Source organism: Aliikangiella sp. G2MR2-5 (assembly GCF_015687155.1).
Classification (GTDB): Bacteria; Pseudomonadota; Gammaproteobacteria; order Enterobacterales; family Kangiellaceae; genus Aliikangiella.
Genome location: NZ_JADPQF010000001.1, coordinates 626240 through 647039, shown reverse-complemented (window position 1 = coordinate 647039; position 20800 = coordinate 626240). Strand labels below are relative to the sequence as shown.

The window sequence follows — 20800 nt, the reverse complement described above, 5'->3', positions numbered from 1 at the left end:
TACTTTTTATGAATAATGAAAATCATGATCAATTCGCTGAAACCTTACTGCCTTTCAAAACGACATTTCCAGACCCTTTAACATTAATGTTTTTACCACTAATCGTAATGTCACCATTGCTTTTCATTACGATCTGCGCGGAACCAGTTTTCAGTGTAATTTTGTCATCTGCTTGCATGGTTATGGACTTTGCTTTAAGTCCATACTCCTTAGTTACAGCTTCACTGTACTTTCCACTAACCGTTTCCTGTAAGTCTTTACCTACAGAAATAGTCATATTTTTGCCAACGTTTTCTGTGTGGTTATCACCTATACTAATGTCAATGTTTTTACCAACACTGAAAGTTTCATTTTCACCGACATCTATAGTGGCATTCTTGCCGATAGACTCAGTATGATTTTTACCTACATTTATTGATTTGTTTTCACCGATATCTTCAGATTGATTCTTACCGACCGACTTGTTTCGATTATTATCAATAGTAGAGTTTTCATCATGTTTTACATGCTTGGTGCGATCATTATCAACTGTAAGTGTTTCATCATTTTCGACTTGTGTATCCATATTCTTTTCTGCATGAATATAGATTTGTTCACTATCTTTCTTATCGTCGAAGCGAATTTCATTGTAATTATCCGCGGTACCTTTTTTAGTCGAGCGAGTTTTGATACCGCTTTGTGTTTTCGACGAAAAAGGTGGTTTATTCTTTCCGTTATATACACTCCCTGTTACTAAAGGACGATCAGGATCTCCATCCAAAAATGAGACAATGACTTCATGTCCAATACGAGGAATAAATGAACTCCCCCACTGATTCCCGGCCCACATTTGGGCAACACGAATCCAGCATGAACTATTTTCATCAAGCTTACCATCTCTATCCCAAATAAACTGAACTTTAATTCGTCCATATTCATCAACATAGATCTCCTCACCAGAAGGACCAACAACTATTGCTGATTGAGGCCCTTTCATTTCAGGTCTGAAATGAATTTGTATTGGCCGGAAGTGTACCTTGGAAGGAATACAGGTAAAATCATTTTTATATGAGACGTTGGCGTCCTGGCTCCTATTGACGTAAGTCTCATCTACAGCGTGATGATGAACTCCAGTTAGGATATACTCGCCTTTTTCATCTTTATGCGCATGATTCTTAACAGAGAACCGACCGCCTGCATAGAAAGTACTACAGTCACTTTCTCCAAGGATTGTCTCTCGAGCAACTTCTTCTGCATCGAGCCGCGTTTTGATTAATGCACTTCCCACTTCAGGCGTATAGAGTGCTGGATACTCGTAGTGCTCAAACTTTTTATTATTAAGAAATTTACTGGTACTACTGGTTGTAGCTATTAATGAATTAGCCGGTTCCTTAAAATTATAGTCATTTAATGTCCATGCACCTTTACGAAATTCGAACGCTCTAACCCATTTACTGATCTGAGCTTCTGTATTACTACCTTGTGCGTAATCTAATTCAGTTTCTGAGCAAACCTCATAAGCATTTTTTTGGTCAACCAGGTTTAATATGTGCTTTCCATCCTCATGCTTGAAATAGTATGCGATCCCCTCTTCTTCAAGTAGACGCGATACAAACTGGAAATCACTCTCATTATGTTGAATACAATACTCTCGCTTCTCTCCTCCAGCGGCTTTAAAATTAAAATCTCTAAAACCTAAATCACTGAAAATCTGAGAAACTATATCTTTAACATTCTTTTCCTGAAATATTCTGTGATTATTGTTCTTTTTAAGAAACCATAGCCAGGGAACCATAGTCATTTTGTAGCATCGCAAATTATGCGCTTTCACTTCGTCGAGATAAAAGGTCTTAATAAAGCCGTTTAATTTACGTTTTTGATTATTATTGATAGTAATAGTGGCGTTTTTTCCAACAACATCATCAGGAGAAATTTGATGATTCTCCGAAAGAACCTCTATTTGAAATTCAAAAGGCCTGGAAACATATTCACTTCCTTCGAATCTAGTAAGCAGAAAGGTATCTTTTCCAAGAGAGAAATCGCTAATTGAAATTAAATGATTTTCCTGAGTGAAAGGGCTCATATTTTACTCTATCTCTAACTGAAATAAATATTTCAGTAATGCTTCCATTTATCCAAAAAATCCGCTAAAAAGTCTTCAAATACCCGCTAACGCCAAATTTTTTGGGTCCTATACTGAATTGAGCTAACGGGTTAAATGTTATCTTTGTTTTTGGGTCAAAACAATACTTAGAAAGGGTTATTTGTGATGTTAATCACCAATTTAACTGAGACGAACTTTGAACAAAAGTATAGAATTGACCCCTTATCTCTCTGAAAAATTAATCGCCCTGGAATTCAGAGAATTTTGACGGTATATATCGATTTTTATTTCGTCTCGATGAAACCAAATAAAAAGGAATCCGGTTTTGAAAATATTGCTTGTCGATGATCATGATATGTTTCGAGATGGCATTTCAATGTTGCTGCACAAAGAATATCCAGATATCATCCTTTACCAGGCGAAAGACCTAGTTCAAGCTTTAAATATTTTGGCTGAATTTGAACAACCTGATATGATTTTGCTCGATCTACATTTGCAATCCTCCTCCCCTGTAGAGAATATCAGGAGCATAAAAAGCCGATACCCATCAATTCCTGTGACAGTAATTTCCGGTGAAGAAAGACCTGAGTTTATTCGTAATATTATGAGCTATGATATAAACGCCTATATACCTAAAACAGTAGGAAATACAGAGTTCATGAATGCAATAAAAACAGTCCTTCGGGGTAGAAGCTATTTACCTCCCAGTGTAGCTTCAGAGATCGAAAGGGGTGAAGCGATGGGAGCACAAAGTCTTGATAACTTAACACAAAGACAAAAAATGGTTTTATCGCTGATGGCACAGGGGATTAGTAATCAGGAAATTGCAGACAAGCTTAACATTTCTAAAAACACAATTTCTGTTCATGTAAAAAATATTCTAAAAATACTAAACGCTTCCAATAGAACTGAAGCAGGCTTCCTTGCAGTTAAATACGGTTTAATCTGAGCATTGGCTGAAAAATAGTTTTGAAATACTAACCTGGTACTTTCTGCTCACTTTCCAAGAGAGATTTAACTCGTGATTTGAGAATCTTCGGATCTGCAGGCTTGTGCAATAGCTTTATTCCTGAGCGATTAATGTCACTCAGGCTTTCTTTTCCTGTATCTCCAGTCAGAATTACCGCAGGAATTGTGCAATGACAACGTTCTCTTATTGTTTCAACCAGCTCAACGCCTGTGTAATAATTAGGCAGCCGATAGTCAACAATCAGAAAGTCAGGAACTATTTCTTCTTGTGTAATCAACTCAACAGCCTCCTCATAAGAGTCTGCTGTTAACACCAGACAACCCCAACTCAAAACTAATCTTGAAATACTGTCTAGTACGACATCATCATCATCTACCAGTAATACCACTTTTTCGAATAAAACATTATCTGAAACAGTATTTGAAGATATAAACTCATTTAGAGAAACGGGTTCTTTTCCTACCGGTAACCTTAAAGTAAAGCGACTCCCCTTTCCTATCTGGGATTCGACATCAATTTCGGTTCCCAGCAATTTTGCCAGTCTAGCAACAGCGTAAAGTCCCAACCCAAAACCTTTACTACGGTCTCTCTCGGGATTTTTCACTTGATAAAACTCATCAAAGATCTTATCAAGATGGTTATTTTCTATACCAATTCCAGTATCAGCTACATCAAACTTCAAATAGTCTTGCTCTTGAATGCAGCTGACTTTAACAAATCCAAACTTGGTATACCTAAGGGCATTTTCTATCAAATTTCTTAAAATTCTTTCCACGCTGGTAATATCACTATAAACATATTCATTTTGAGAAGCGAACTCAATATTTAGGCCCATATCTAACGCCTGCATCTCATAATCATTTTTCAACTTGCTGAAAAGTTCTTTTACAGAAAAATCGATTTCATTAATATCAATAAGATTTGCGTTAAGCTTGGAAATATTGAGCAATTGATTTAATAAATTCTCCAGTGCTTGATAAGCTTTAAGGGTTTTATCAAAAAGGGCTTTTTTCCTAGGTTCTCTTAAATAGTCAGAGAGCATGACAATATAGAAACCTAAGGCTTGTAAAGGTTGTCTCAAGTCATGACTGGCAGAAGCGAGAAACTTTGACTTACTTTCATTAGCAGCTTCCACTTTTTGATTTTGTTCGAATAACTCATACTGTAATTGAATCCGTTCTTTGGCTTTTTTGCTAGCCCAGGCGGAAAAAAGTACCATAACCCCAAGATAGCCAATAATTAATGATAACCAGGAATTTGAAACATCGGATTGAATTAGCATGAACATAAAGGGTGTAGCCAATGCTATGGCAAATAAGCAGAAAAGCTTAAAAAAATTCATTAACACAGGGTAATGGCAAGAAAGCGCTATTACATAAATTACGATCAAGTATGGCTGTTCCGAAACCTTTAATAGAGGGTAAAAAGCAGATAGCGCTCCTCCCCAGGCTAGGCCGCTCCACACACAACTTATGGCAATAATTCCGCGCCATTTCATTGAAAAAATCTGGTCAATCTTTTCGTTTGCACGCATAAAAAATGCGCTGATTAGAATTTGAAGTATACTGCCTATAATGACGAGCATTAACCAGCTTTCCCAAACTTCTTGAGGCAAAAATTCGTTCATTCCAAGACTTATGATACTCGCCAGAAGCAGGCCACCTATTGCTGCAATGGGCAAGACTTTGATAAATTCTTTTAATTTCTTGGTTTCAACTTTCTCTTGCAAAACTTTTGAGTTCAAGGTCAGTTATCATCCTTAATAATGGATACTAAATTAGCATAGATATATCTTGTGTGAGTCAATTAGGCGTCAATATATGTCCTACGGGCATGATCATCAAATAATATTCATTTCATTGATGAGATGAGATGAGATGAGATGAACCTCGACTATGCAGGTTAAATATTAAAATTTAAGCAAACTACTTTTTGACTGGGGAAATTATAACAGCAAACCTATAAAGCGCGAATAACATTGTACAGAAATCATACATCGTTAACATAAATAAGCTTTTCGGGGCAGAATAAGCAATTAAAGCGAGTACAAAAAAACCCAACACAAATTCATGTGTCGGGTTTTCATTACCTATGTAATCTTTTGAATTAAACAGGTTTACCATCAGTAAGGCTGTAACCCGCAACTTGCTGACTCCCAACACCCATTTTTTCGTCAGTATCTTTGTAAGTAACCATAAACTTAGCAAAGCTTAAGGTTAAATTTTCAATTGGAGCGTCATCGCCATTTGCAGACATTGAGTAGCTGCTTACTAAACAGTTTTCCAACTCGTAAATCATGTATTCCTGAACTTTATCCGCGCCAGTACGTACAAAACGGATTTTAACTGTCTTGCCCGCATCACCGGTTACAGACTCTTTGAAAAGAGCAATAACAGAAGTGTCAGCTTCTTTGGATATAGAAATCTCACTCAATGATGGACGTGTTGCTTCACGATTAGAAAGATTACCAGGCTCCATGGAAATTCCACGAGATACACCAAAATTACAAGAAAGCAATGCGATTTGACCTTTGAAACCTTCTGCAGTTACATTACCTTTGATTCCTTCAAACTCTAAATAAATAGCCATGTTGTTTACTCCATCGTTTAAATAAAATAATTAACTTAAAAATTCGTTAGGCATTTCGCCTTCCTTGGTGTGTAATATATCAATCAAGCATGAGGGCCAACATCACCCATTTGGGGTATTTTTCAGTTTTTTTTGAGATATTTCAAACAAGTCGGTTATTAGATTCCCCAACGTTCAGAATCTGGTTTTGCCTTTACTGACAAGGCTCCAGGCAAGATTTTATATGCTTCCGATTAAATACGGTGTTTATTTGAACTTTTTAACGACTCTAGAAAGAGCAAAAAAATTTCCTGGCGGTAAAATATTAAAGATTGTATTTTCCAGTATTTGTGATGTATTCATCGAGAAACTTGGATTAGCCCTTTTCATCAGCGAATTTCGGGTCAACTTTGTCTTTATTTATTTTCCCCATTTTAATAATCGTTGCGTCCGGTACGGTACAGGTTTACCATCAGGTAATACAGCGTCAATCACTCATATGACATTACACTTTGAGGCTATTTTCAAGTTCTTATTAAATAACCAAACCACATGCATCGGCGAATTAAATCTATTTGTTTGAACCAAATAATAATTTAGAGTTTGTATTGAAGCTCGAAAAGCACACCCGCATCACTTTCTCCGGTATCCAGTTCAAAGCCATCTGGAGTCCTGTATTCTTCTCGAGCCGAACTGGAAATCTGTAACTTGGCGCTAAGATCCGAAGAAAACGAGAATTGAAGTCCTACTCCATAATTCGCAATTTCTGCTTTTGTTGATGCCACCGCGTTTACGCTGGAACTGGCCAGACTCTTTGCTTCTCCATAAGCAAAATCGATGAAAACAAAAGGTGCAATCATATCCTTTAGAGTACCATCACCAATTTTCACGTCCATAAAGTCAGGCGCATTGAAAAATAGATCCAACCCCGCGTAGATTCCGGAGTCGGCAGAAAACACTTTGGCCTCAAAAGCCCTGGCTCTGGTTGGGCCACCAAGACTAAAGCGGTTGACTGAAGAAAGAATGTCATCCGTATACTGTAAAGAAGCTCGTATAATGGCTCGTGTTTCAATTTCGGTAAATGGAATCGTCCAGAATGTTAATAATGAATAGTCCGCCAGTAACATGGAATAACTTTCATCCTGCCCTCCATCTTGACCAACAACGAATTCGCCGCTTTTAATACGAAGATTCCCCTGATGAAGCATTTTCTTAGTTTCTTGCAGCATTTCAAAATCAAATCCGATATATGCATTATTGACCTCGTCATCCATAATTCCAGAAATTCCACCCAAGCGTATAATCGATTCAATATTTTCATACCCAAAATTGATCGAATAATTTTCTACTCGACTTCGTTTCATTTTATATTTTAAGGTAAAGTCTGAAATATTAGTTTCACCTTCAATATCTAACGCATTAATTGCTTCAGAATCAGTTCGTCCTAAAACAAAAGCATTGCTGGCATATCCGATACTTGTATTAATCCGTGGACCAAAAATATTAGTTTTATAACGTATTTGACCATAAGTAGTTTTTGACTCACCACTGGCTGCAAGTGCACCGAAATGAAGTTGATCTGTTGTTCCCGTAGGATTATTCCAAAGAAACTCAGCGTATAGGCGATTTTTGCCTGTTTCGTCGGTTCCATGGTTGTCAACACGAAGATTTGAGGTATACCAGTCCTGCGCTCTCACATTAATATTCAAACGTGTATCACCAACTTGTGATCCCGCTTCAAAAAAACCCTGTGTAACCAGTCCCGGATAATCATTTAAGAGAAACAGTCTCTCTTCTATCGCATCACTTGTTACAGGCTTTGTCATAACATCAGAAAAGGCATCACTCAGCCACTTATCCTGATAAAGTTCACTATTATTAACTTGGATTTCCCCTAATACGCCTAGAAGTAAACTGAGCGTAACGACACCATCCCTGACCTGTTGTTGTGGAATATAGGCTTTCGCCAAAATAAATCCGTGCTGTCGATAATACCTTGTGATTCGATCGGCTACAGTTTCAATCATTCCAAGCGTAACACCGCGCTTCGACATCTGTTCTCTAACCAACCAAACAAGCTTTTGCACTTCAAGGGGGCCAACATGACGGTCCTTAACTTCGCTTTCAATATCAGCCATTAGATCAGAAACTTGAGATAACTCTTCAAGTGTGTATCCAGACTCTAGTAGTTTACCTTCCCCCATCATATCAAACCGAATATCTTCAACTATCTTACCGATTTCGTTACGAGTAATCCCCAACTCAGGGTACTCTACAATCCCTTGTAATCTAAACTCTTTAACGGATAAACGTGGGCCGGCATTAGGATCTGGATCTCTATCTCGAACAGCAGGAATATCGAGATCCTTAAGCATAGTCTCTTTTTTAAGCTCGGGTACTTCTGTAATACTGGGTAATTTCAGCTCTTTTGCACATATAGAAAATTGAGCCATCCCAGTCAAAATTGCGCACAGTACAACTGTTCGACTTAATCGAAAAAACATCATAGCATTTATTATCTTTGTCACAGTTCGGCTAAACCGAACTAAAATCCCTAAATTTTTAAACTACATTTGATTATTGTTTGAAAACGTCTTTCCCAGATTACAAGCTACCAGCACCAACCATTGTGTCTTCTTCATCTTCGTAAAGTTGATCCCGAGGTAACTTAACAGCTACTTCATCATGATTATAGTTGCGAACATCTGTAAAAATTGCAGGGTCGACGTCTTCCAGCTCTTCAACTACAACGAATTGACCACCAGCGATCGCAGCGATGGTATCAAACGAGCTAAAACTGAATAATGAATCACTTGTATTTATCTCCGGCTGAGGATCAGAAAACAACGGGTTCAAACTGGTTCGTACACTGATAATCACTGAGTCTCGAATTCTTAGTACCAAAGGACGATCGAAACCACCAAAAGTTCCTAAACGCAAAGTATCAATAAAACTAGCCTCGCGCGCTACGATATCAGCATTTTCAAAACTGGGGATAGCTCCAAGCCCAAGAAAGCTTCCTCCCTCGGTGGTCATTGTTAATACACCAACATCGTAACCGGCATCCACGCTGTTAGCCATGAAATAGATATCACTTCCGTCCATGTCTGAGTTATTAAACTCAATATTACCTAATGTTGCCAACCGCTCAAGAACAATGCTTCCGCGGTTATTAAATCTAATAGCTCCTTCATCATTTTCAGCAAAAAGATTTGAAAGCTGAGTTTCCAACGCATCGGTTGCGCCTATTCCGCTGTGGGCAATAATTTCAGCTCTACTGGCTACAATATTATCCAGTGCGCCATTGGCGTCAAACACCGCACCATTTGTTGCCTCGAGTTGAACTTCTCCGCTCGATGACTGCAATGAGCTTATATTTAAATTATTGCCGGCAACATAGCGAATATCTCCACTAGAGGTCACACTAGAAGCACCCTCAGACATTAAAATATTTTGCGTTGCACTCAATGCAATATCTGCTGCACTTAACAAAGCACCGTTTTGTCCAATAGTCGAAGCACTTATAACTAAATCGCCATTATTTGTAGTTAAGTCACTATTGAGCTGAACTGTTCCAGAGGCATTAAACAGCATTTCATTTGTGGAAATATCTTGCGAGACTGTCACGTTTTCAGCATTTACTTCAATTCGATTTGCAACATTCATATTGTTCAATGTCAGTTGCCCAATATCGCTCAAAAGCAAGTTCTCAGCTGAATTCACACTGAGATTATTGAAATTATTTCCGCTGCTATCTAGCAAAATATCGCTTCCATTAGCGTCAAGAATAGTAGTTGAAGTCACAATAATATTTCCTGAGTCGGTAATATCACCGTTAATAGACAGGTTCAAATTTGTTGCTTCGATTCGCTCGAAGTTAGTCGCAAGACTATTTACAAACTCGATATTACTTCCAGCTATCAGACTGACATCTCCTGAAAGTTGATTGCTTCTGTTAAGAGTAATATTTCTTCCACTACTAATAATAAAATCATTATTGCTAGTTAAAATTGAGCTATTAGACTGCGTAACATCCCTGCCAGCCAACAGGTTCAGTACACCGCTAGTCGAAACATTCATCAACTGGATATCATTAGCTTCATTTAAATAGATATCAGAAGAATTGTTCAAAATAGTTAGTTGATTTATATCTGTATTTATTCTCGACTGTTCGCTACCAACACCAGAACTGGAGGCAACTATCAAACGATTTGCTCTCAAGGTCGCACTGCTTGTGTTCGTCAAACTGGAGTTTTCAAGCCTTAGGTTTCCAGTACCAAGATTTAGATCTCCTACAAGATCAAAGACGTCAATAGTTTCTCCGGATAAAATTAAATTCGTTCTATTAGAAAAATTGATAGCTGTATTATTGTTTACAGAAACGTATCCAGTTGATAGCGCAATCGTATCCTGTGCAGCTGAACCATAAATCGTAAAGTTTGTCGCCACTACCTCATCGGTAACAGACTCAACACCACTATAGCTAACGGCATAGCTTGCTCCGGAGCTATTGGTATATTCGAGCTGTTCGTAGCCATTAACGTCTGACGTATAGTAAGCGTCAAAACTGCTATTGCCGCCAGTTAATAATACTGAGTCTGTTCCACTACCGCCAACGAAGTTAAATTGACCTGCTTGATTTAAACTCAAGTTTAATTGGTCATTACCAGCCCCACCGTGAACATAGCCAGTAATAGAAGCACCATTGTTGACATTAAATATGTCTGCTCCGCTACCACCTTGAAGAATGTTGAAGTTAATAAAAGAGATCGTATTACCGGCTTGATCCTGAAAGATGCCATCATTGATCCCATCAGCAATACCATTGCCATCAAAATCAAAAAGTGTCCAAGTATTATTGCCATCGTTCACAGTAATTTGGCTGTTAAATGAACCAGTGGATCCATCATTATTTCCAATCAGTCCTTCAATCCCGTTAATCGTAACGCCGTCCGGTCCCAAGCTTCCGCCGATATTAATATTGATATCAGATAATGTATTTGAATAATCAATTAAGTCATTTCCGGCCCCGTCCCCGCCAACTATCTGAAGCAAGTTTGAAGCATCAAGGATCACAAAAGTATCATCACTTAACCCGCCTTGAATTTGGTTAAAACCAGAGAAAGTGACTGTTGTTTCATCTGTTGGCGATTGCGTATAAGCAACACTACTAGTGTTCGCAGTATCAATAGACCAGTTACTCGAAATACTCTGACCGATAATAGTGTTGTCATTAGAAGAGTTAGCTCGAATTGACTCTACACCCGTGACGTAAAGTACTCCGCTGTCACTCGCACCTGCATTTGGTCCCAACTGCACAGTGATATCTCGACCAAGGCTAAGAATATTTAATTCATCGTTAGCACCACCACCACCGTTAATCAAACCAGTTATGTGATCGCTGCCATTCAAGTTAAAAGTATCGTTCGCACTGCCACCAGTAAGATTAGCGAAACCTGAAAAAATGAGCGATTGGGTGGAGAAAGCTAAAGTACCCGAGTTTGTTCCGTTAACAGTCCAGACATTATTAACATCGCCTGCCACTAGAACATTGTTAAAATTGCTATTAGCATCAACTCTTTCTACCCCAATAATATTGACATCGGCGCTGGCGGAACCATCCACACCAAGACTAAGATCACTGTTTATGGCAGTCAAATCAACAAAATCGTTTACGCCTGCTCCTGCTCCGCCGTCGATAATTCCGGTTATTTGACCTGCAGCCTCAAAAACAAATTGATCAGTTCCCGTACCACCAGTCAAATTATTGAAATCAGTAAAATCAATTCCTGCTACATCACCATCATTTAATCCTGTGATATTCCAAGTATTACTACTATTGTTACCGACTAAAGTTGAATCAGTACCATTTCCAATTAAAGCTTCAATCGAGTTCAAACTGGAAATATTTACCATCACCTGACTCAACGCAGAGTAGTCAATAGTATCGCTTCCATTGCCTCCAGCTAAGCTTCCGGAAAGACTTCCGTTAGCACCAAACACGAAAATATCGTTCCCCGTTCCGCCAGTCAGATTATTAAAATCGGTAAAGTCAATGCCAGCCACATTACCAATATTGCTGCCAGTGATATTCCAGGTATCGCCTGAGTTGGTTCCTATTATTGTACTGTTACTACCATTTCCAACTAGAGCCTCAATTTCATTGAGAGAATTTATGTCAACGATCACATTCGCCAGTGCTGAGTAGTCTATCGTATCGTATCCGTCACCGCCGACTAAATTACCAGAAAGGTTACCATTGGTACCAAAGACAAAAGTGTCGTTGCCGCTTCCTCCAGTAAGGTTATTAAAGCCGGAAAAATCAATACCTGCGACATTGCCAATATTACTGTTGCTGATGTTCCAGGTATCACCAGTGTTTGTCCCCACTATCGTACTATCTGTACCATTTCCAATCAGCGCTTCAATTTCATTCAGAGTATTCAAGTTGACAAGGACACTAGCCAAAGCAGAATAGTCGATTGTATCTACACCCGCACCGCCGAAAAGATTACCGGTAAGACTTCCATTCAAACCAAAGACAAAGTTATCGCTACCGGTTCCGCCCGTCAGATTATTAAACCCAGTAAAGTTAATACCAGCTACATTACCGACATCGTTACCAGTAATATTCCAGGTGTCTCCTGAATTAGTTCCTACTATAGTACTGTCAAAACCATTTCCGATTAGTGCTTCAATTGAATTAAGCGTATTAATATCTACGAGTACACTGCTTAGTGCTGAATAATCAATGGTGTCTGTACCTGCGCCTCCAAGGAGATTGCCAGACAAGTTGCCAGCGGCACTAAAAACAAAGGTGTCATTACCAGCACCGCCTGTTAGGTTATTGAAACCAGAAAAATCGATCCCTGCAACACTACCAACATCACTTCCAGTAATATTCCAGGTATCGCCTGAGTTGGTTCCGACTATAGTACTGTCCGCGCCATTACCAATTAGTGCTTCAATTTCGTTGAGTGTATTAATGTTAACAACGACAGACAATAATGCAGAATAATCAATGGTGTCAGTTCCCGAACCATTTCCACCAGTTAAACTTCCTGAAAGACTACCATTGACATCATAAATAAATGTGTCACTACCACTTCCGCCAGTTAGATTATTAAAATCGGTAAATGAAACTCCGGCTACATCGCCAGAATCTGTACCTGTAATATTCCAGATCGAATCGCTATTGTCTCCAATTAAAGTACTATCAGTTCCATTTCCGACTAGTGCTTCAATTTGATTCAAAGTTGTTAGATCTACAGAAACAGTAGTCAGAGCGGAATAATCAATCGTGTCAATTCCAGTGCCATTTCCACCGGTTAGAATTCCGGTCAAATTACCGTTTATTCCGAATATAAAAGTATCACTTCCAGTACCACCAGTAAGGTTGTTAAAGTCGGTAAAAGTGATTCCTGCAACACTTCCTGAATTTGCCCCGTTTATATTCCAGGTGTTGTCAGAACTCCCCCCAAAAAGTGTACTGTTAGTTCCATTACCAATCACCGCTTCAATTGAATTTAAAGTAGTAATGTCTACCAATACATTATTCAAATTTGAATAGTTGATGGTATCTGTACCATCACCGCCAAATAAATTTCCTGAAAGACTACTATTTAAACTAAAAACAAATGTATCGTTACCAGTTCCACCAGTAAGGTTGTTAAAGTCAGTAAAAGAAATACCAGCAACATTACCTGAGTCATTACCAGTTATACTCCAGGTATTATTGCCATTCCCCCCAAAAAGGGTACTGTCGATGGCATTACCAATAAGAGATTCAATTGAGTTGAGTGTAGTAATATCAACCATTACGCTACTTAAAGCAGAATAATCAATAGTATCGCTACCAGCACCTCCCAAAAGATTACCGGATAAACTACCAGATGCGCTAAATACAAAAGTATCATTCCCTGTACCACCTGACAGGTTGTTGAAACCGGTAAAATCTATCCCGGAAACACTCCCCTGATTTAACCCATTGACGTTCCAGGTATTATTGTTGTTATCACCAATGATTGTACTGTCAATATCGTTACCGACTAATGCTTCAATTTCATTTAAGGTAGTGAGGTCTACTGAAACACTAGCCAGCGCAGAATAATCAATGGTGTCGTATCCATTGCCACCAGTCAGGTTACCTGACAAATCTCCATTAATTTCAAAAATAAAGGTATCGTTCCCGGTTCCGCCGGTTAGGTTATTAAAACCATCAAACGCAATTCCACCAACATCTCCGATATTTGAGCCAGTAATACTCCAGGAGTTGTTTGCATTTCCTCCATATAAAGTACTATCAACGCCATTACCCAATATCGACTCAATTTGGGTTAAGCTAGTAACGTCAACCCAAACACTACTCAATGCTGAGTAATCAATTGAGTCGGTTCCGCTCCCTCCGTCGATGCTACCTGACAAGCTGCCACTCGCCCCAAACACAAAAGAGTCGTTACCAGCACCACCGGTTAAATTATTGAAATCGGTAAAGGTCACACCGGCGACATTTCCGGCGTTACTTGCTGTGATGTTCCAGCTACTGTCACTGTCACTGCCCAATAAAGTACTGTCGCTACCGTTACCAATAACGCTTTCAATTTCATTCAACGAAGTCAAATCAACAACGACACTACTCAAAGCGGAGTAGTTAATTGTGTCACTTCCATCACCGCCGCTAATACTTCCGGACAAACTGCCGCCTGCACCAAATACAAAAGTATCATTACCGGTACCACCGGTCAGGTTATTAAAATCAGTGAAGTCGATCCCTGCAACATTACCGTCATTCGCTCCGTTAATATTCCAGGTATTATTTCCATTGTCGCCAACTAAAGTACTATCAGTGCCGTTACCAATAAGTCCTTCAATAGAACTCAACGTCGTAATATCAACCAAAACGCTGGTCAGTGCCGAGTAGTCAATCGTATCCGTTCCATCACCACCGGTTAAATTTCCAGATAAGCTACCACTTGTACCAAACACAAAAGTATCGTTGCCGGTACCACCGGTCAGATTATTAAAATCAGTGAAGTCGATCCCCGCCACATTACCATCGTCTGTGTCGGTAATATTCCAGGTGTTATTATTGTTGTCACCAACAATGGTGCTATCGGCCCCGTTTCCGATAATCGCTTCAATTGTATTCAAACTCGTCAAATTAACTGAAACGCTGGTTAGTGCAGAATAATCAATCGTATCCGTTCCATCACCGCCGGTTAAGTTTCCGGACAAGCTACCGCCGGCTCCAAACACAAATGAATCATTACCGGTGCCGCCGGTCAGATTATTAAAACCGGTGAAACTGACGCCAGCAACATCCCCTGCATTCGCTCCGCTTAAATTCCAGGTTGCGTCGCTATTAATTCCAACCAGAGTCGCGTTAGCACCATTGCCAATTAAACTGCTGATATTCAGTATATTTGATAAGTATGCTACGACTGTTCCGGTTACCACTGAATAATCAATACTGTTGGTACCGCCTGTACCACCATCGATAATCCCGCTAAGACTACCATTTGCCCCAAACACAAAAGAGTCGTTACCAGCACCACCGGTTAAATTATTGAAATCGGTAAAGGTCACACCGGCGACATTTCCGGCGTTACTTGCTGTGATGTTCCAGCTACTGTCACTGTCACTGCCCAATAAAGTACTGTCGCTACCGTTACCAATAACGCTTTCAATTTCATTCAACGAAGTCAAATCAACAACGACACTACTCAAAGCGGAATAGTTAATTGTGTCACTTCCATCACCGCCGCTAATACTTCCGGACAAACTGCCGCCTGCACCAAATACAAAAGTATCATTACCGGTACCACCGGTCAGGTTATTAAAATCAGTGAAGTCGATCCCTGCAACATTACCGTCATTCGCTCCGTTAATATTCCAGGTATTATTTCCATTGTCGCCAACTAAAGTACTATCAGTGCCGTTACCAATAAGTCCTTCAATAGAACTCAACGTCGTAATATCAACCAAAACGCTGGTCAGTGCCGAGTAGTCAATCGTATCCGTTCCATCACCACCGGTTAAATTTCCAGATAAGCTACCACTTGTACCAAACACAAAAGTATCGTTGCCGGTACCACCGGTCAGATTATTAAAATCAGTGAAGTCGATCCCCGCCACATTACCATCGTCTGTGTCGGTAATATTCCAGGTGTTATTATTGTTGTCACCAACAATGGTGCTATCGGCCCCGTTTCCGATAATCGCTTCAATTGTATTCAAACTCGTCAAATTAACTGAAACGCTGGTTAGTGCAGAATAATCAATCGTATCCGTTCCATCACCGCCGGTTAAGTTTCCGGACAAGCTACCACCGGCTCCAAACACAAATGAATCATTACCGGTGCCGCCGGTCAGATTATTAAAACCGGTGAAACTGACGCCAGCAACATCCCCTGCATTCGCTCCGCTTAAATTCCAGGTTGCGTCGCTATTAATTCCAACCAGAGTCGCGTTAGCACCATTGCCAATTAAACTGCTGATATTCAGTATATTTGATAAGTATGCTACGACTGTTCCGGTTACCACTGAATAATCAATACTGTTGGTACCGCCTGTACCACCATCGATAATCCCGCTAAGACTACCATTTGCCCCAAACACAAAAGAGTCGTTACCAGCACCACCGGTTAAATTGTTAAAGCCAGAAAAAGTCAGACCCGCTATATCTCCGGCATTGCTACCGGTAATATTCCAGGTATTGTCTGTATCTCCACCCAATAAAGTACTATCGCTACCGTTACCTACCAGATCTTCTATTTCATTGAGCGTATTAATGTCGACTGAAACACTTGCCAATGCGGAATAGTCAATAGTATCGGAGCCATCACCACCGGTTAAATTACCTGACAAACTACCACCAACACCAAACACAAACGAATCATTCCCTGTGCCGCCAGTCAGATTATTAAAGTCAGCAAAAGTGATACCTGCTACATTCCCAGAATCACTCCCTGTTATATTCCAGGAGTTATCATTGTTGTCACCAACAATGCTACTATCTGTCCCGTTTCCAATAATCGCTTCAATCGTGTTCAATGTAGCCAAATCAACCGAAACACTGCTCAATGCAGAATAATCAATGGCGTCAGTTCCATCACCGCCGACTATGTTTCCGGACAAGCTGCCACTTGCACCAAACACAAAAGTATCGTTGCCGCTACCACCGGTCAGATTATTAAAATCAGTGAAGTCGATCCCCGCCACATTACCATCGTCTGCACCGGTAATATTCCAGGTGTTATTATTGTTGTCACCAACAATGGTGCTATCGGTCCCGTTTCCGATAATCGCTTCAATTGTATTCAAACTCGTCAAATTAACTGAAACGCTGGTCAGTGCAGAATAATCAATCGTATCCGTTCCATCACCGCCGGTTAAGTTTCCGGACAAGCTACCGCCGGCTCCAAACACAAATGAATCATTGCCGGTGCCGCCGGTTAGATTTTCAAACCCGGTAAAACTAGTGCTTCCAACATTTCCCTGATCGCTACCGTCAATATTCCAGGTATTGTCACCTGATGAAACCAAAAGCGTATCAACACCCGTATTTCCTGTTACAGAAAGACTAGAAGTAAACAAGCCTGCGTGGTTAATTGTTAATTGACTGGTTTGAACATCAGAACCATTAAGAGAAATATCTACAACACCATTGTCAGAAGCATCTGTTGTATCTTGAGTATTAATATCACCGTTTAGAATAATCGATGGGGTTCCGCTTGTATTATTATCTGTTGCTCTTAGTGTGATTGCACCACCAAAGGCTGCGCCTGAAGTATCTATAGCACCAACTTCAATATCCTGTGCATCGATAGTCACACCACCACCGTTAGTACCGCCGGATGCGTTGATACTGGCAACATAAACACTATCAGAGTTAATCGTTACCGTGCCGCCATCAGTAACACCAGATGTATCGATATTGCCAGAGGTAAATGATGATGAGTTTTGAACATTAAGCGAGCTGGCTGTAATATCCAGTCCAGAGGCATTTACACTGCCCGTTGCATTAATCGTCACACTACCCGCACTATTGGTATCTCCAATATTGCCGGTAAAAAGGATATTATTTCCTGTAAGCGAAAGGTTTGCCGCGTTTGTTCCATTTCCATCAATAGTATGGGTGGACGTTGGACCATCACAGTCATCAGCAAAGCAGATGTTTCCATTGGTAGCTCCTGAAGCGTCAATCGACAAACTGTCTGCAGCCAGTGTCACCGGACCATCTAGCGTAATATTGGCGCCATTACCTTGACTTCCCCCATTAGCACCTGCGCCACCTGTTGCAGAAATATCTCCATTGAGAACCAACGAAGTACCTGACAATGTGACGCTACTTCCATTTCCACCGTCGGTACCTGGATTTCCTCCACCGGCATCAGCATCGCCACCGTTAGCATTGATATCGCTAAGAGTAACAATACCGCTTGTCGAAGAGATACTAACTGTTCCAGCATCACCACCTACTGCGGTTGCACTTCCACCCGGATCTTCTCCATTACTTCCGTTAGTCTGGATCGTGCCATTAACTGTAATATTACTTCCCGCAGTTAAAGTAATATTTCCTCCGTTAAAACCATTTTGGTTGCTAGCACTACCGCCGCTTGAACTTAAGCTACTGGTGGTAATAGTTCCTGAAACATCGGTTGCACTAATCGTTATATCACCACCATTTTGGCCACTGCTCCCTGTCGCATTAACGGCTCCGCTCAGATCAACAGATGCACCGGTGATTGTTACATTTCCGCCATCAGAAACTACATCACTCAGAGCTCCCGCAGTAATAGCTCCTCCTGCTTGAAGAAGAATAGTTCCTCCATCAGAAACTACATCACTGTCTGTTCCTAAAGTAATCGTGTTGGTGGCATCAAAAGCAATATTTCCACCATCAGAATCAACAGCTGCAGAATCGGCAACATTGATATTTACACCACTTATATCAATGTTTCCAATTCTACTGGTTATGTTCGCATTTATGTTAACGTCACCAACACCGTTTCCATCATAGTCGGCAATAAATACCAAGTTGGTCATGTCGGCAGGTCCAGCTCCATCAGTGTCAGTTATTGCCTGATTTATAATAATATTATTATGAGCACTGAGTGTTAGAGTCGGCGGATTGCTATTGTCGTTCCCTGCCCTATCATTTAAATCCAAACTAGTATTTAATGTAATATTTCCTTCTTCACTTCCACCTGCGCCAGTTTGGACTGTTACATTCACCCCATTATCTGTAAGTGCAGCTATTATTAAATCCACTCCCAACTGAGCACCATCGGTATCTGATGTAAATGGATTACCCGAATCCATTCCCGTACTGCCACTACCTGCGATGATTTCAATATTATTAGGGTCAATTAGCCACTCTCCGCCTAGCCCATTGCTGGCCGAAGCATCTGGTGCTGAAGAAATTTCAAAACCGACCAAACCAGATGTTTCAATAAATCCGCCGTCGCCGCCATCAGCACCTCCTCGAGCAAATAGATTTCCATATATTCTCGATGTATCTTCGGCAAAAACAATAATTCGACCACCGTCACCTACCGCTCCGGAACCGGTAGTTGAACTTTGCAAACCATCCGCAAATACCTGAACATCTTCATCGATAAAAGTGAATTCAGCGTTAGTTATCAGTGAATTTAATCCTTGTTGGTCACCACCTATCAATACCTCGCCACCATTTAAACCTGATGCATCGACAATTGACTGGTCGAACAAGCCAACATTAGTGCCGAGCAGATTAATATTTCCTCCCTGACCCGGAGTAGCTCCGGTAGCGGTGGCAGACGTAACACTATTTTCCACAAGCTGGGTAGTCTGACTCGCTTCCAGTCTGATATTACCAGCTTGTCCACTCTCGGCATTGGCCAATATATAGCCACTACTGGATACATTTTCCCCCAGCAATGTTATTTGTCCGGCATTATCTCCCTCTGCAGTAGTCGAAACATCAATAGTTCCGGAGTTAACGACGTCACCGCCGCCAGCAACAGGCCTGGTTGAATGAGACGAAGAAGTACCAGCAATATTAATAAGCCGGGTAGGTAAATTTACTTCACTGGCAAATTCACCATAGTTAACTGCATTGTGAGGCGAACGCCCTCCCAAAGTAAATGAACCATCTTCATGAACAATTACTTCTTCAGCTTCTCGAAATTCTCCCAGATTAACAGCCTGAGAAAAAATATCTTCGCTAACGCTCCCAGTTAATAGAATTTTTCCTCCTGCAGCAGTAATCTCACCGGTATTTAATACTGCAGGATCTACTCCCAAATCTTCTTGTAGTACTGCCTCAGTAACTCTTACTCCAAGTAAGCCCATTCGATCAAAAGTTAACACGGCTTCTCTACCTGCAGCCAAATTCACTGAGCCTAGCTGTGCAGCTATCAACCCGTGATTTTCTACCCGACTTCCCAGCAACGCAACGGAACCTCCCGAAGCGGCATTGATAACACCATGATTAACTACACTGCCACTTAATTCACCGAGATCACTAAATACATAGTTTCCATTCATAAAATCTTCGGGTGAGATACTCAAGCTGCTAGCGATCATTCCACCAACATTTACGCTGGCAGTTTCACCAAAAAGAATACCGTTTGGATTTAATAGAACAACATGTCCATTGGCATTGATACTGCCAAAAATCTGAGAAGGGTTAACATCCAATATTCGATTCAGTGCGATAGCATTGGCATCCGGTTGAACAAAATCCACCTGGCCATTAACACCTAGATTAAAAGTATTCCAATCAATTACAAGAGACGAGGAGTTTTGATTGATAGTGGTCAACAAGCCTGATTCGGTAATTATTCCCTCACCATGTGTCACTCGACCGCCGGTAGGCATTTCATTGTCATCAGCTAATACCTGATTTCCAAAAATGCCCATACATATACAAAGTACAATTGGCTTAAGTTTGAACACAGGTTGTTGCGAACACGCCAGCAATGAACGATTCAATCTTTTCGACGAAATCAAACTTTGCGAATTATTCTTCACTGCTTCAGGTGCAGTTCCCTTAACTATATTCCCAAACATTACCGCTCAAACTTCCCTTGAAAAACCATTTGGCCAGCACGCCAATTCATACCAGTGACTACATCTGGTGTGAGGAATTTATGAAGATTATTGTTAAATGCTACAAAACCTTTGGTACTTTTTTA

Annotated in this window: 6 protein-coding genes; 1 reads left to right on the top strand and 5 read right to left on the bottom strand. The window is 40.4% G+C overall.

From position 1 onward, the window contains the following. Positions 1 to 28: 28 nt before the first annotated feature. Positions 29 to 2062, bottom strand: a complete 2034-nt coding sequence (locus IYN84_RS02545; RefSeq protein ID WP_196137591.1) for a type VI secretion system Vgr family protein — start codon at positions 2060 to 2062, stop codon at positions 29 to 31. A gap of 346 nt (positions 2063 to 2408) precedes the next feature. On the opposite strand from IYN84_RS02545, the gene IYN84_RS02540 reads away from it, so the two are divergent. After that, the gene (locus tag IYN84_RS02540) at positions 2409 to 3032 is read left to right on the top strand and encodes a response regulator transcription factor (protein ID WP_196137590.1); all 624 of its coding nucleotides are present in this window, start codon (positions 2409 to 2411) and stop codon (positions 3030 to 3032) included. 28 nt (positions 3033 to 3060) lie between these two features. On the opposite strand, the gene IYN84_RS02535 is transcribed toward IYN84_RS02540, so the two are convergent. The 4 genes from IYN84_RS02535 to IYN84_RS02520 all read right to left on the bottom strand — a co-directional run bounded on the left by IYN84_RS02535 (position 3061) and on the right by IYN84_RS02520 (position 20675). Then, on the bottom strand, positions 3061 to 4797 hold the full coding sequence (locus IYN84_RS02535) for a hybrid sensor histidine kinase/response regulator (protein ID WP_196137589.1): 1737 nt from the start codon (positions 4795 to 4797) through the stop codon (positions 3061 to 3063). Between the two features lie 362 nt (positions 4798 to 5159). After that, the gene (locus IYN84_RS02530) at positions 5160 to 5642 is read right to left on the bottom strand and encodes a type VI secretion system tube protein Hcp (protein ID WP_196137588.1); all 483 of its coding nucleotides are present in this window, start codon (positions 5640 to 5642) and stop codon (positions 5160 to 5162) included. Between the two features lie 575 nt (positions 5643 to 6217). After that, on the bottom strand, positions 6218 to 8074 hold the full coding sequence (locus IYN84_RS02525) for a ShlB/FhaC/HecB family hemolysin secretion/activation protein (protein WP_196137587.1): 1857 nt from the start codon (positions 8072 to 8074) through the stop codon (positions 6218 to 6220). Positions 8075 to 8225: 151 nt separating this feature from the next. Continuing rightward, complete coding sequence (locus IYN84_RS02520) at positions 8226 to 20675, bottom strand: hypothetical protein (RefSeq protein ID WP_196137586.1); 12450 nt, start codon at positions 20673 to 20675, stop codon at positions 8226 to 8228. Positions 20676 to 20800 lie beyond the last annotated feature (125 nt).

Bases quoted from the DNA above. Each gene is read 5' to 3' on its own strand.
- IYN84_RS02545 (WP_196137591.1), bottom strand. From the start codon at position 2,062: ATGAGCCCTTTCACTCAGGAAAATCATTTAATTTCAATTAGCGATTTC.
- IYN84_RS02530 (WP_196137588.1), bottom strand. From the start codon at position 5,642: ATGGCTATTTATTTAGAGTTTGAAGGAATCAAAGGTAATGTAACTGCA.
- IYN84_RS02525 (WP_196137587.1), bottom strand. From the start codon at position 8,074: ATGGCTCAATTTTCTATATGTGCAAAAGAGCTGAAATTACCCAGTATT.
- IYN84_RS02520 (WP_196137586.1), bottom strand. From the start codon at position 20,675: ATGTTTGGGAATATAGTTAAGGGAACTGCACCTGAAGCAGTGAAGAAT.